Origin of the sequence: Pseudarthrobacter cellobiosi (genome assembly GCF_023913815.1) — a bacterium.
Lineage (GTDB): Bacteria > Actinomycetota > Actinomycetes > Actinomycetales > Micrococcaceae > Arthrobacter > Arthrobacter cellobiosi.
The window spans coordinates 80,329-94,025 of the sequence record NZ_JAMXBK010000026.1; the positions used below are offsets into that span (position 1 = coordinate 80,329).

General features: G+C 64.6%; 11 protein-coding genes. 4 read left to right on the forward strand and 7 right to left on the reverse strand.

Features of this window, described 5'->3' with window-relative positions; all coding sequences use genetic code 11:
- Position 1 precedes the first annotated feature (1 nt).
- Both NG701_RS14130 and NG701_RS14135 read right to left on the reverse strand, forming a co-directional pair.
- Positions 2-1,339, reverse strand: coding sequence for an amidohydrolase family protein (locus NG701_RS14130; RefSeq protein ID WP_252568441.1), 1,338 nt, complete (start codon positions 1,337-1,339; stop codon positions 2-4).
- Positions 1,340-1,540: 201 nt separating this feature from the next.
- Positions 1,541-3,028 carry an amidohydrolase family protein gene (locus tag NG701_RS14135; protein ID WP_252568442.1) on the reverse strand — a complete coding sequence of 496 codons (1,488 nt, stop codon included), beginning with the start codon at positions 3,026-3,028 and terminating at the stop codon, positions 1,541-1,543.
- A 144-nt stretch (positions 3,029-3,172) separates the two neighbouring features.
- Here NG701_RS14135 and NG701_RS14140 point away from each other — a divergent pair, with 144 nt between their 5' ends.
- Entirely contained in the window at positions 3,173-4,630 is a 1,458-nt protein-coding gene (locus tag NG701_RS14140; RefSeq protein ID WP_252568443.1) for a DUF3100 domain-containing protein, read from the forward strand.
- Between the two features lie 102 nt (positions 4,631-4,732).
- Positions 4,733-5,977: an amidohydrolase family protein gene (locus NG701_RS14145; protein ID WP_252568444.1), complete on the forward strand. Its 1,245-nt coding sequence runs from the start codon at positions 4,733-4,735 to the stop codon at positions 5,975-5,977.
- On the opposite strand, the gene NG701_RS14150 is transcribed toward NG701_RS14145, so the two are convergent.
- The 5 genes from NG701_RS14150 to NG701_RS14170 form a co-directional block, all read right to left on the reverse strand.
- Positions 5,958-6,719, reverse strand: coding sequence for a GntR family transcriptional regulator (locus NG701_RS14150; protein ID WP_252568445.1), 762 nt, complete (start codon positions 6,717-6,719; stop codon positions 5,958-5,960). The two genes, NG701_RS14145 and NG701_RS14150, sit on opposite strands and share 20 nt — an antisense overlap.
- 180 nt (positions 6,720-6,899) lie before the next feature.
- The gene (locus NG701_RS14155; RefSeq protein ID WP_252568446.1) at positions 6,900-7,685 is read right to left on the reverse strand and encodes an ATP-binding cassette domain-containing protein; all 786 of its coding nucleotides are present in this window, start codon (positions 7,683-7,685) and stop codon (positions 6,900-6,902) included.
- Positions 7,682-8,770: an ABC transporter permease gene (locus NG701_RS14160; RefSeq protein ID WP_252568447.1), complete on the reverse strand. Its 1,089-nt coding sequence runs from the start codon at positions 8,768-8,770 to the stop codon at positions 7,682-7,684. The genes NG701_RS14155 and NG701_RS14160 overlap by 4 nt, the downstream gene beginning before the upstream one ends.
- A 118-nt stretch (positions 8,771-8,888) precedes the next feature.
- On the reverse strand, positions 8,889-9,911 hold the full coding sequence (locus NG701_RS14165; RefSeq protein ID WP_252568448.1) for a substrate-binding domain-containing protein: 1,023 nt from the start codon (positions 9,909-9,911) through the stop codon (positions 8,889-8,891).
- Positions 9,912-10,155: 244 nt separating this feature from the next.
- Positions 10,156-11,178: a LacI family DNA-binding transcriptional regulator gene (locus NG701_RS14170; protein WP_252568449.1), complete on the reverse strand. Its 1,023-nt coding sequence runs from the start codon at positions 11,176-11,178 to the stop codon at positions 10,156-10,158.
- Positions 11,179-11,352: 174 nt separating this feature from the next.
- Between NG701_RS14170 and NG701_RS14175 the strand changes: the two genes are divergently transcribed.
- Together NG701_RS14175 and NG701_RS14180 are read left to right on the forward strand one after the other, a co-directional pair.
- Positions 11,353-12,687, forward strand: a complete 1,335-nt coding sequence (locus tag NG701_RS14175; RefSeq protein WP_252568450.1) for a cytochrome P450 — start codon at positions 11,353-11,355, stop codon at positions 12,685-12,687.
- Complete coding sequence (locus NG701_RS14180) at positions 12,680-13,654, forward strand: NHL repeat-containing protein (RefSeq protein ID WP_252568451.1); 975 nt, start codon at positions 12,680-12,682, stop codon at positions 13,652-13,654. Before NG701_RS14175 ends, NG701_RS14180 begins: the two co-directional genes overlap by 8 nt.
- Positions 13,655-13,697: the final 43 nt, after the last annotated feature.

Below are 13,697 nucleotides of genomic sequence, written 5' to 3' on the forward strand. Positions count from 1 at the left end.
ATCAGAGGTCATTCCGTACCAGGACCCCCTGCGCCACTACGGCGCTGATTTGTTCCAGGGCCGAGGCGCTGTTCAAGGGATCAGAGTCCACGATGACGGCGTCTGCAAAGGAACCGCGCACCAGGCGTCCTGCATTCTCACTCCAGCCGAGCAGGGCGGCGGCATTGACTGTCGCGGCCCTTAGCGCGTCCAGTGGTGAAAGCCCGGCCTCAGCCAGCAGACGCGCTTCCGTGCCTATCGGGGTCACATCGGATCCGAACGAGTCCGTCCCTGCGACCACCGTCACGCCGGCTTCATGGGCGGCCTTCACCGCCGCTTTGATGATGGGCGTGTACTCCTTGCCTCGGGCGGCAAGGATCGGGTTGGAAGAGCCTGCCATGCTCGTGATGGCGTCCAAAGTGGGTGTGAAGTAAGTGCCCCGGCGGGCCATCTGGGAGATGGTCTCTTCGCTGACGAAGACGCCGTGCTCGATGCTGCGCACACCGGCCCGGACGGCACCATCTATCCCCTCGGCGCTGTAGGCGTGGCAGAGCACGCCTGCTTTGCCTGCGGCCTTGACCACCGCGGAGAGCTGTTCGTCGTTGTAGACCAGTTCGCGGGGGTCTTGTTCCGCCAGGCCCGCCCGGGGGTTGGCTCGGGTCTTGATCACCTGGGCACCGCGTTTCAGGTTGACGCGGGTGAGGTAGGCAAGGTCCCTTGGTTCTCTGACTCCTCCGGACAGGGACGCGAGAGGTGCAAGGTCCGGGTCTGCGAGGAGCGAGTCCCCGAGATCGGGTGAGATGAACAGCCCGGCGGGGCTCATCCGGGGCGAGGCGCCGGCGGCCCAGGTGGGCAGGGCAGCGAGGGCGACGTCCTGATAGAAGCTGCTTGAACCACTTCTGACGCTGGTCGCCCCGCCTTGCAGGATGGCCCGCGCATCCGAAAGCGCGTTCGCATGAACATGCACGTCGATGAGGCCGGGAAGGACCCACCGGCCGGAGGCATCCACGATGCGGGCGCGGCCTGCAAGGGCGGCTACTGCACGCCGTGTTTCCTCCCGGGTGCCCACCGCGGTGACCTTGCCTCCTTCGAGCACCAGGACGCCGTCTTGCACTGCATTGCCCGTCTTGGGGTCCACTATGGTGCCGCCCTCGATGATCATGGGCGGGGGCGAGACGGGGCGGTCAGGGTAGCCGGGGTTTGATGCGTTGCCCTCTGCCCTCGCTGCCGGGGCACTTCCAAGCTGGGCAGCCAGGCTTGCCACCGAGATTCCCGCCAGGGCGGCCGCCCCGGCCAGGATGCCGCGGCGCGGAACGGCAGTTGGAGGCAGGGCAGCAGGGGTGTGATCGTGCAGGCACATTGTTCTCTCCAATGGGAAGGGCCCTGCCGAGGAGCGCGGGTCCGGTGTCAATAGGTCAAAGTCGTGGTTCTACCGAGGGCGGATGAGCTTCCCCCGCAATGTGCTGGCAGCCCTCAGTGCCCTCATCATACCCGCTTTTGGTATACCAAGCCAAGATTGATTAGATGAATTGATCAGCTGAAGAATCGAAGGTCGCGGTCGTTACGGGGCAGCGACCGGCTGAGCGATTTCCGCCCGCGGATAGGTGGGCGGAAACAGCTCGTCAGGCTCCCGGAGCCGGGCGTCCCGTACCGAGTAGGCCGCCCGCATCCCGTCGAAAAGCCTCTGCCCCTCGACCCGCAGCGCGTCGAGGTCGATGCCGGGCAGGGCGCCGCCGACCACGACGGCGCGCCCCGCCACGAACGTATCGGTCACCTGGCGCGCCGTCCCGTTAAGCACGAGCGTGCGCAGCGGGTCTTCGACGACACCGTCGCCGAAGTTGGCCAGGGAGACCACCGTGATGTCGGCCTGCATGCCGGGGGCAAGCCTCCCCAGGTCAGCCCGTCCGAGGGCCCGGGCGCCGCCAAGCGTCGCGGCGTCGAAGTAGTCGGCCAGGGTCCCGGCGTCAGGCCTCCCCTCGACCAGCCGGGTCAGGTGCATGCCGGCGTCCATGCCGCGCACAAGATCCGGCGGGAAGGAGTCAGTACCCAGGCAAATGTTGATGCCCGCCTGGCGGAACCGGTCGAACGATACAAGCTGCTTCTGGTAGCGGAACGATGTCAGCGGGCAGTGGACAATGCTGACGCCGTGGCGGGCCAGCGTGTCAAGCGGGCCGCCCGGCGCTGACGCGGCAGGGTCCTTGCCGTTGATCACCACACCATGCGGAATGAGAAGCCGTGTGCCGAACAGGCCGGTGGATTCGAGCAGTTCCAGGACGCCACGTCCAGCGGAATGCTGCAGGAGTTCGTCCTCGAGCGGGGACTGGAGGCAGTGCAGCCGGACGAGCGCGTCCCGCTGCCTGGCGATCCGCGCCGTCTCCCGCATGAGGTCTTCGGACAGCGTCTCAATGCGGCACGGCAGCAAGGCCCCGGTGACGAGCGGGTCTGCGAGACCCGCGGCGTAGTCCATAAAGCGCTCTGCGTCGCGCAGGCCTGCAAGCCCCCGGGCCTCGTCGAAGTGGACCTCGCGGTCGCCTGCGGCAGTGATGACATGGACCCCGGAACGGTAGGCCGGCCCAAGGTAGCCGCGCAGTCCGATCCGCCGGCTTGTCTCTGCCATGTCCACGAGCTCATCAAAGCCCTCAGCCCAGGAACTGTGGATCTCCGAGGCGATCGGCATGTAGGTCGTAATGCCGTGCAGGGCGAGCTGCGCCAGGGCGAACTCGCGGACCGTGGCGCGCTCCGAGGGCGTGAACACGTCCCGGCGACGGTTGGCGAAGTAGTCCTCCGACCACAGGTGGCCGGCGGCGACATCGGGCGAGGGCCACGAGTCCAGGATGAGGTGATCGATGTCGGCGAGGGCGTCCAGGTCTATCAGGCCAGGCATGACCAAACTCTGGCCATAATGGCGCTCCTCATCCACCGGGCCCCCGTAGTTGCGCCCCACAAAGACGATGGAATCCCCCTCGAAGACGACTTCGCCGTCCTCGATAAGCGTGTGCCGTGTTCCGTCGAACCCCAGAACATACCGGGCCGAGATTTTCTTGTACAACGTGCCTCCTAGGCGAACTGCCGAAAAATGTGACTTGCCTCTCAATGGGTACGAGTATACAGTCACTTGGTATACCAAGCGTCGGATTCCGCGATGCGGGATGTTTTTGTTCTGATCCCTGATCCCCCTCGAAAGGCCTGCGCCATGCGCAATGAAGCGAAGACCTCAGGCGGCTCCGTGTCCGCCCTAGTGGACGCGCCGCCGTCCCGTTCTTTCAGTGCCCGCCCCGCCATGTGGTTCGCGATGATCGCACTCTCCACTGCCATCTGTGCCGTGGCCATCACCATCGGAACCCACAAGTTCCACCTCGGCCCGGCCGCCATCGTCCTGATGCCCATCCTGTGGACCGTGCTCATCGGCGGATTCCTCGGTGTCCAGAAATGGAAACCCATCGGAGGGCGTGCCCGTGCGGTGTCCACACACCTGATGGACGTGTCCATTGTTTTCTTCCTGGCAGGCCTTGGCACTCAGATAGGCCCGTCGCTGACGAAGTTCACCGGCCTCGGCCCCGCGATCCTCCTGCAGGAGGTCGGGCACGTGGTGGGCACGGTGATCCTGGCCCTGCCGGTCGCGGTGGCCCTTGGCTTGGGCCGCACTGCGATCGGCGCCACCTGGTCGATCGACCGTGAGTCCTACCTTGCCTTCGCCATCCAGCGCTTCGGCGTCCGCTCCCCCGAGTACCGCGGCGTGTTCGCGGTGTGGGTGCTGGGCAGCGTCTTTGGCGCCGTGTTCATCTCCCTCCTGGCCGGTCTGCTGGGCGGAATGGACTTCTTTGATCCCCGGGCCCTCGCGTTGGGCCTGGGGCTGGGGTCCGCCTCCATGATGCTCGGGGGCGTGGGCGCCCTGTCCATCCTGTATCCGGAGATGGCAGGGGAGATCATGGCCCTCGCCGCACTGTCCAACCTCGTCACCAACATCGTCGGGTTCTACGCAGGTGTCTTTATCGCGCTGCCGATGTGCCAGAAGCTCTACAAGATGTGGTCCCGCATTTTCGGGCGGGACGACCTTGGCCGCCGTGTCCGGCGCGGCGCCCTCATTGGCGCTGCTGCTGGAACCCAAGCGGTCAGCTCAGGCCCGGCACGCCAGGGCGGCCCAGTGCTCGAGTCCGGTGAGGCACCGGGCATCGACACCGTGGACGTCAACGGCATCGAAGAGGACCCCACTGTCGTACGGACGCCCAAGACGTGGCTCGTCGCGTTCGCCGCGACCGGTGTGGCCGGCTTCCTGCTTAACGCCCTGGGCACCGGTTCCGTGCTGCCGCTGGATGCCGTCGGCGTCCTCATCCTCCTGGCCCTCACCGCCGTCGCGCTTGTGCTCGCGAAGCTCGTCCCGGTGGTTCCGTCCAGCATCTGGGTCCTGGCTCTGGCCACCCTTGCCTCGGCGACGTTCCTACCCATCGGCCCCTTCGTCGCCTCCACCACGCAGCACATCAACGTCCTCTTTGCCGGCCTGCCCATGATCGCCCTGATCGGCATGTCGCTCGGCCGCGACGTCAAGGCCCTGCGCTCACTGAGCTGGAAGATCGTCATCGTCGCCCTGATGACGTTCACGGCGAGTTTCGTCGCCGCAGCAGTCATCGCGCAGGTTGCCTTCCACTTCTAGTACATGCTGCTTCTAGTACATGCTGCGGCAGGGGAGGCGCCGGTCCTGCGGGATCGGCGCCTCCCCGGCCGTCACTCTTGGCCCAGCCGAAAGGAATGAACAATGCTCATTACCAACGTCCGCCCCTGGGGCGGGGACGCCGTAGACCTAGAAGTTCTGCAGGGGCGGATCGTGGCCGTTCACCCCGCGGGGACCGCCGTCGTGGTCGCAGACGCCGCCGGCGGCGCAGTCGACGGACGGGGCCGGATCGCCGTGCCCGCGTTCACCGACGTGCACGTCCATCTCGACTCGACCCGGATCGGGCTGCCGTTCCGGGAGCACACAGCCTCGCCCGGTGTGTGGAACATGATGTGCAACGACCGGGAAAACTGGCGCGACACCCCCATCCCCTACGGGGATGTAGTGGCGGGAACGCTGGAACGAATGATTGCGCGGGGCACCACCCGCGTTCGTTCCTACGCCCAGATCGACGTGGACTGCAAGCTTGAGCGCTTCGAGGCGGTCATGGCCGCGAAGGAGCACTTCGCCTACGCCGCCGATGTAGAAGTCATGGCTTTCCCCCAGGCAGGCCTCCTGCTCGAGGACGGCACTGTCCCGCTCCTCGAGGCCGCCCTCCGCGCGGGTGCGACGACCATCGGCGGTATTGATCCCTGCCAGCTGGACCGAGACCCGGTTCGCCATCTGGACATCGTGTTCGGTCTGGCTGAGAAGTACGGCGTCGACGTCGACATTCATCTGCACGAGCCAGGCCACCTGGGGGTGTTCAGCGCGGAACTTGTCTTCGAACGCACCCGCGCGCTGGGTATGGAGGGACGCGTCTCGCTGTCCCACGCTTACGATCTGGCCAATGTCCACCCCGACGTGACCGCCCGGCTCGTGGAGCAGATGGCGGAACTCGACGTTGCCTGGGCGACGGTCGCCCCCGCAAGCGGCGGCACGCAATTCGACCTCACCCGGATGACGGAGGCGGGGATCCGTGTCGGTTTGGGCGAGGACGGGCAGAGGGACTACTGGAGCCCATACGGCAATTGCGACATGCTCGACCGCACGTGGCAGTTGGCGTTCACACACCGGCTGCGCAAGGACCGGCTGATCGAGCACTGTGCGGCGATCGCCACCATTGGAGGCGCGTCCATCATGGACCGCACCGTCCAGCGCCTCACCAGTCCCGACGACCGGCCGGGGCTGGCTCCCGGAGACCGGGCCGACATCGTCCTGGTTGACGGCGAGACCATCACGAGCACCGTCATGGACCGCAGCGCCGACCGCACCGTCATCCACGAAGGCAGGCTCGTCGCCGATGGGCTGGTCGTTCTTCCTAACCCGGCTACTTGTCGACCAGTGTGATGTCGAAGGAGTACAGGTCCGGACGGTAGGAATGGCGGCCGATGTCGACAGCCTTCCCGAGGCTGTCATAGACCCGGCGGTTGACGGTAAGGACGGGAGCTCCGGGAGGCATCTCAAGGAGCCGCTCCTCGTCTGGCTCGGCTGTACGGGCGCCGATGTTCTGCTTGGCCACCCGCATGGTTGCGCCGCGGGCTCGCATCAGCCGGTAGAGGCTGCCTTGCTCCAGCTGCCCGGGGGACAAGGCTGCGAACCTTTCCGGCAGATAGTTCTCGAGTATGGCAAACGGAACTCCGCCGGCGAGCCGAACCCTGCGAAGGTGGAAGACCTTCGCGCCAGGTCCCGTGTCGAGGGCTTCGGCAACGTGCGGAGGGGCTGTTACGAGTTCGTGCGTCAGAACGCTTGAACTCGGGCGCTTGCCAATCCTGGACAGGTCTTCAAAGAGGCTGGACAGTGCCACATCCCGGGTGAGCTGGCCGTGGACAACCTGGGTGCCGATTCCCCGGCTTTTCACCAGGAGCCCTTTGTCGACGAGCTCCTGGATCGCGTGGCGGATGGTTGGCCGTGAGAGGCCCAGCCGTCGCCCCAGAACCATCTCGTTCTCCAGGCGCGCACCGGCGGGCAGGTGGCCGGTGAGAATTGCCTGCTCAATGCAGGACGAGACCTGGAAGTAGAGGGGAACGGGACCTCTGCGGTCGACATCCACGAAAAGGTCCTCGGGCAAGACGATGTGATCCTGCAGCATTGTGGTCCTCCGGAATGACGTCGCGAACGGGTAGGGGCAGGAAGCCGGCGGACGTCCGTTGGCGGGGAGAAACCGTGACGTCTGCTCGACTCGACGGCCCTGCCGCACCAGGGGCAGGGCCGTCGCCGAGGAACCTCTTCCGAGGCGGGTGCCGGGTCCCGTGATCACCGGCTTGTCGGGTCAGGCCGCGGTGGCGTTCTCACGGTATCGGCGGATGCCAAGTTCACCTTCGACGACGGCGGCAGTCAGTTCTTCGACGCTCGTGTCTTCGCGGCGAACGTCGAGGATCTTGCGCCCGTGGTTCATGACGATGTGCCGATCGCAGACTTCGAAGGCGTGGTGGAGGTTGTGGGTGACCAGCACGGAGCTGATTCCGTCGGCCTTCAGTGCCCGCAGGTAGTCCAGCAATGCTTCGGTGGCGCGCACCGCGAGCGCGGACGTAGGCTCGTCAAGGATCAGGAGGCTGCGCTTGAAGTGGACGGCCCGGGCAATGGCCACCGCTTGCGCCTGACCTCCGGACAGCGACGAGACAAGCTGCTTGGAGCTCTTGATGCCCTCAATGGTCACCACGGAGTCCAGGATTTCGGAGGTAATGGCGTCCATCTCCTTGATCTTCATTAAACCAAGGCGGTTCGTGATCTCACGGCCCATGAAGATGTTGCGGCTAATCGACATCTGCGGGACCAGTGCCGAGTCCTGGAAGATCGTTTCGATGCCCAGGCTCTCGGTCAGGGCCCTGTTCACGTGCGGGTGCTTGGTGCCGTCCCAGGAGAAGTCGCCTGCGGTGGCTGGGACCACGCCTGACATGATCTTGACCAGGGTCGACTTGCCGGCACCGTTGTCGCCAAGGAGGCCCACAACCTCGCCTTTTCCGATGTCGAAAGACACGTCGTCCAGGACGGTGTTGACGCCGTACTTCTTGGTGATGCCCTCAATCCGGAGCAGGTAGTCCTCGTTGATGGTCATGATGCTTTGCCTTCCATGAGCTTGTTGAAGATAGCGGCGACCACGATGATCAGGCCGACGAAGAGCTGGATGTAGAAGCCGGGCGCCTTGCCCAGGATCAGGCCGTTTTCGATGATGCGGATCAGCGCTGCGCCGACAATCATGCCGATGATGGTTCCCCGTCCTCCGAGAAGAGAGGTTCCGCCCACCACGGCAGCGGCAATCGCCATCAGGGTGTAATCCTCAGTGGACCCGGGCTGCATGGAGGAGGTCCGGACCGAGATCAGGATGCTCGCCAGGCCCACCATCGCTCCGAAAAGGGCGTAGGAGAGAAGCTTGACCTTGAGCGGGTTGATGGAGATCGCCCTGGCGGCCGATGCGTTGCCGCCGACGGCGAAGATGTGGTTGCCGAGCTTGTGGCGGTGCAGGAAGAACCACGCCACTACTCCCACCACGATCATCCAGACCAGCTGCGAGCGGAAGAAGCCGAAATCGCCGGCGAAGAGTGTGACGAGTGCTTCGTCTTTGCCCTTGCGCAGCAGTGCCGGCGCGGTGCCGTTGATGAAGATGCTGGCGCCGGTCCAGAAGAACGCCATGCCCAGAGTGGCGATGAAGGACGGGATGCCGGTGATGACCACGATCAGTCCGTTGATCAGGGCAATACCGGTGGCCGCAGCGATTGCGGCCAGGACCCCCCAGCCCCAGCCGAACGAGTTGGAGACGTGAATGAACGTGATGGAAGAGAACCCGATGCTCGCGCCCAGGGAGAGGTCGAATTCGCCGGCGATCATCAGGATCCCGACTCCGATGGCCAGGATGGCCAATACCGGAATGCTCTGGGAAATGACGCCCGAGAGGTTGTTGGACGACAGGAACGGGAAGGCGGGGCTGGCGATGCTGGCGATGACGAAGCCGATGATGACGACCGCCAGGATCGCGCCGATTTCGAGGGCTCCGCGGCCACGTGTGTAGCGGATGTAGTCCTTGAATTTCTCGGCTGTTGTGACTGGTTGGTTATCGGCAAGACGGCGTATTTTGGTGATGGCCCCTGTTTCCAACGGCGCCGTGAGGACGTGTTGGTCGGTGCCTGTGTCTTGTGGTGACATGACCTGAACTTTCGATGGCAGCGGCGTCGATGCCGCGGAATGGAAGAGGTGGGCACTGAGTCCCGGACGGGGGACGGGACGGGGGCGTTGCCGCCGCCCCGTCCCCCTTATGACGCAGTTACCAGCGGACGCCCTGGAGGTCCGGTGCCTCGAGGTTTTGCACGTTTGTCTTGTCGATGAGGGAGACGCCGCCGGAGTTGATGTTCGCCGGTGCCAGGCCGAAGTCGATGGCAAGGGCGCTCTGCATCAGCGACTGGAATCCCTGGACGAAGCCCTGCTGGTCAGCCGTGGCGATGATGTCCCCGGCCTTGATGCCGTCGATAACCTGGGGGGAGGTGTCAAAGCCGACGATAGGAACCTTCACGCCGGCTGCCTCCATGGCAGCCAGGATGTTGCGGTGCGGGGTGCCTCCCAGAGGCGCCACCGCCTTGACGTCCTTGTTGGCGATGAGCCATGAGGTAAGGGAGTTCAGAGCTTCCTCATCGGACGCGGAGGTCCGGAGGTACTCGCCCTTCGCACCCACCTTGTCGAGCGCTTTCTGCACGCCGCCGCCCCGCTGGATGGCGTAGTTCTGCTCGGGCTCTTCCGCCGGGAAGAGGACCTTGTCGCCGGCGCCCAGCTTGGCCTCCGCAGCCAGACGCTCGCCAACGAGCGTGCCCACCTCGAAGAAGTCCTGGCCCACGAAACCGCTGACGCAGTCGGCGGCACTCTCGGGTGCCGGCACGTTGTAGGCGACCACCTTGATGCCTGCCTTCGAGGCGTCACACGCCACCTTGACCCACTTCTCGCCTTCGTTGAACGGCATCACGATGACGGCGGGCTTGGACGCGGTGGCTGTTGCCACGAGGTCCACCATTTTGTCCGGATCGGCATCGGCGGTCTGGTGCGTCAACTGCAGGCCACCGAGAGTGGAGGCGTCTTCCGCGCCCTTGAGGATCTGGGCCCAGAATGCGTCGCCGGCAGGGTTGTAGTACGTCAGGAAGTACACACTGCGGTTTTCGGCGCGGCTGCCGAACTTGTCGGCCAGGCCGGTGGTTGATGATGCATTGGACGTTGCGGTGCAGCCTGCCAGTGCCAGCGTTGCCACGCCCGCCATGGCAATTACGCCGAGTCCTCGCTTGAACGTAGAAATAGGTTTCACTTCGTCGTGTCCTTCTCATAGGTGCCGAAGCCTGCCTCCATCCAGAACTGATGCTCCTTGGGAGTGCCGATCTTCGACTTATTGTCAGGACATTCTTACGCCCAATTACTGGCACGTGCAAGACCTTTTCAATAAAAACTGTCTCGTGCTAGTTTGTGACGCAGGGCACACGGTGAGGATTTCGGATGCGGGCATACACCTCCCGCGTGAGAAGCTGCGCCGGGACGTCGACGTCAGCGCCGGCTCACCTGGGGTGCAGTTGCGCCCCTGACCGGGGCTGGCCGGTACTTCCCCGGATGACCAGCGTGGGAACGATCATGCGTTCCTGGGGCGCTGACTCCTGGTCTGACATCATTTGAACGGCGGCCTCAACGGCTGCCGTGCTCATTTCCGCGGGATCCTGGCGGACGCTCGTCAGGTCAAGGAACGACAGCCTGGCGATGCGGCTGTCATCATAGCCCGTGACCGAAATATCCTCGGGCACCCGCAATCCGGCACGCAGAAGCCTATGGATCAGGCCCATGGCAGCGTGGTCGTTGGAGCAGACCACCGCGGTGGGCATGACAGGCTCCGCGAGAAGCGACTCGGCGGCGCTGGCACCGGATTCCTCGGTGAAGTCCCCGCCAATCTCCCGGACCCGCGAGGGCAGTCCATGCCTGTCCATTGCTGTCACATACCCCTGGTGGCGGGCAGCGAATTCGGGAAGTGACCGCGTCAGCACGTAGGCAATATCCCGGTGCCCTAGTTCCACCAAATGGTCCACGGCCGCCGAGATCCCCCATTGCCCGTCTGACCGGACAGCACTGCAGACACCCTGCGGCAGTGGTCTGCCGATGCTGACCACCGGCAGTCTCTTTGCCAGTTTCCGCAGCTCGTTCACAGGCGTTTCCGGCGAAATCAGAATGACGGACTCAGTGCGGAACCCGAGCAGTTCCGTGATGGCATCCCGCTCGTCCCGCATCGCCGTCAAGGCACCGAGAATCAGGTTGTAGCCACGCTCATGGGCCGCCGCATAGAGGGCTTCGACAATGTCGTCCGCGGATGAGTGGGCGGGATTGAAGAGCACGCCGATGTAGTTACTGCTCCGCCGGCGAAGTGACCGCGCCGCGATGTCCGGGCTGTATCCAAGCTCGGAAGCCGCCTCAAAGATGCGTTCCTTCGTCGAGGAACTGACGCCGGCCTCATTGCGGAAGGCGAGCCCCACAAGCTGCCGTGAAACGCCGACGCGAGTGGCGACGTCCATCATGGTCGGCCGTTTAGAGATCACTTGGACATCCTATACGCGGAGGGTAGATGGCTCTCCGCCGGGTTTGTCAGGACATCCCTTGACGAAAAACTGGCACGTGCTAGTCTTTAGGAAATCCCGCTCAGATCCCCCTTCCTCACACGGCTGAGGTCTCGTTCCCTCATCCACGCAAACCCACGAAAGCAGGGCCTACCAATGTCGCTAGCCACTGATCCGAACACCACCGACATCCAGCAATGCCCGTTCAACGGCACCACACTCGCCGGCGAAGAAGCACATACGCAGGACCCTGCTACGGCGCCCAGGATTGGCCCGAATCCCGGCCTGGAGACAGATCCCGGAGTCTTCTACGATCCGCTCTCCTACGCCGCTTATGACCATCCCTATGAGCTGTACAAAATCCTGCGGGACAAGGCTCCGGTCTACTACAACGAGCGCCGCGACCTGTACGTCGTCTCGCGTTACACCGATGTCCAGGCAGGCCTGCGAAACCACGAGCAGCTTTCCAGCGCCCTGGGCAATGACATGGACGGTACCCATGCGTCCTATGGGGCGGGCAACCTGATCATGGTCGACGCTCCCCGGCACACCTCTCTGCGATCGGCCGTCCGTCGCGTCTTTGTCGGTCGCGAGATACTGGCCAAGGAAGACGGCATCAGGGAACTGGCCCGCCACCTGATCACGGAACTCCGTGAGAACGGGGGCGGTGATTTTGCCACTGAGGTGGCGCTTCCGTTGGCGATCGGTGCGGCGACGAAAATGATTGGCATGGCCGCCGAGGACAGCGGAATGCTACAGGAACATCTCCTGCGCTCCATGGTGCGGACGGTCGGCGAGTTCGGCGTGCCGGACGACGCCGCCGTCTCCAATCAGGAAGCCGAAGAGCACATCGCGGAAGTATTTGGGAAGCGGAGCGAAGAGGTCGAAGCCGGCGGCACCGCCACAGGGTCGGATGCCATCACCCAGATCATTGCTGGCATGCACGCCGGCAAGGTGCAGCCGGATGAACAGGTGGGCCTCGCCCATCTGATTCTGTCGGCAGCCATCGACGCGCCCGCCGCCCTCATCACCAACCTCGTGGCCACCCTGGACAAGTTCCCGGCCTTCCAGCGCTGCCTAGCGGAGGACCCGGCCGCCATTCCCGCCTTTGTGGAGGAGACACTCCGTTTCGACACCCCCGGCCAGAACCTCTGCCGGCAGACCACCGCCGAGATCACCATCGCCGGCGTGACCATACCGGCGGACTCCCGTGTGATGTTCCTGCTGGGCTCCGCCAACCGGGACGACCGGGTCTTCCAGAACCCGGACTTCTTTGATATCCGCCGCGAGCTGACGCCGGAGAACCGCATCATGACCTTCGGCGACGGCATCCACGCCTGCCTGGGCGCACCCCTGGCCAGGCTTGCCGGACGCGTCCTCGTGGAGACTCTCCTCGAAGGCCCTGAGATCCGCGTCGTCGGGTTGCCGGAGCGCTGGGCAAAGCAAATGGTCCGCGGCTTCGCAAAGCTTCCGGTGAAGTTCCTTGACTGAGGTCAACGGCTGGGAGGACCTCTCCGGCCTGCTGCCACAGTCACGCGGCTGGATGCACTCCGGTGTCGCCGTCCTCAGCGACGGCAGAATCCTCTGCGCCCACCCGGAGGGCCGCGACCTGTTGGTTATCGACCCTTCAGGTGGCGCCGAAACCATCCCAACGTCCCTGACCGAAATGCACAGCATTTTCACCTGCGAACGCGACGGCGAGGAAGTCATCGCGGTGGCCGACCCCGGGCACCGCTTCGTCGAAGATCCCGCCAATGCGTCGGCCTACGCCGATCACTTCTCGCCCGGGCGCGCAGTGATCCTGAACAGGGACGGAAGCGTCCTCCTCGAACTGGAATGCCCGCCACTGCCGGAATACGCCACGGAGCAATGGCGTCCGACGTCGATCGCTATCGACGATTCCCGATACACCGGTAGCGGTGACATCTGGGTAGCCGACGGGTACGGCGCCAGCCTGGTGCACCGTTTCGACGCCTCGGGCCACTACCTCGGTACGCGAGACGGCGCTGAAACAGGCACCGCCTTCGCCTGCCCCCACGGGATACTCCTGCGGACTGACCACGGGCACCTCGAAATCTATGTGGCGGACCGCGCCAACCGCAGAATCGTAGTCATGGACCGGAACGGAATGCAGTCGCGGATCCTGGGCGAAGGCGTCCTGGACAGCCCGTCCTCGCTCGTTCTCGTCGGGGACCGGATCTACGTCACCGAACTCTTCGGCGGAGTCGCGAGGTTCGACGGCGATGCATTCACCCGCGTCCTGGAACGGGCCCGGCCCCGGTCGAACGAGGACGATGCCTGGCCCAACCGCAGCACTCCCGAGGGCCTGGACGGACCGGTTGTGGACCCGGGGTTCTTCAACAGCCCCCACGGAATCGCTGTCGACGGTCACTGGCTCTACGTCACCGAGTGGTTCATCGGCGGGCGGCTCAGCCGCCTGTCACTCACGCAGTACTAGAACACACTTCCCCGCACCGCATCCCACGCGACGACTTTCAGAT

Excerpts from the sequence above, each read along its gene's own strand:
- NG701_RS14130 (WP_252568441.1), bottom strand. The coding sequence starts at position 1,339 with ATGTGCCTGCACGATCACACCCCTGCTGCCCTGCCTCCAACTGCCGTT.
- NG701_RS14140 (WP_252568443.1), top strand. The coding sequence starts at position 3,173 with ATGCGCAATGAAGCGAAGACCTCAGGCGGCTCCGTGTCCGCCCTAGTG.
- NG701_RS14145 (WP_252568444.1), top strand. The coding sequence starts at position 4,733 with ATGCTCATTACCAACGTCCGCCCCTGGGGCGGGGACGCCGTAGACCTA.
- NG701_RS14150 (WP_252568445.1), bottom strand. The coding sequence starts at position 6,719 with ATGCTGCAGGATCACATCGTCTTGCCCGAGGACCTTTTCGTGGATGTC.
- NG701_RS14155 (WP_252568446.1), bottom strand. The coding sequence starts at position 7,685 with ATGACCATCAACGAGGACTACCTGCTCCGGATTGAGGGCATCACCAAG.
- NG701_RS14160 (WP_252568447.1), bottom strand. The coding sequence starts at position 8,770 with ATGTCACCACAAGACACAGGCACCGACCAACACGTCCTCACGGCGCCG.
- NG701_RS14175 (WP_252568450.1), top strand. The coding sequence starts at position 11,353 with ATGTCGCTAGCCACTGATCCGAACACCACCGACATCCAGCAATGCCCG.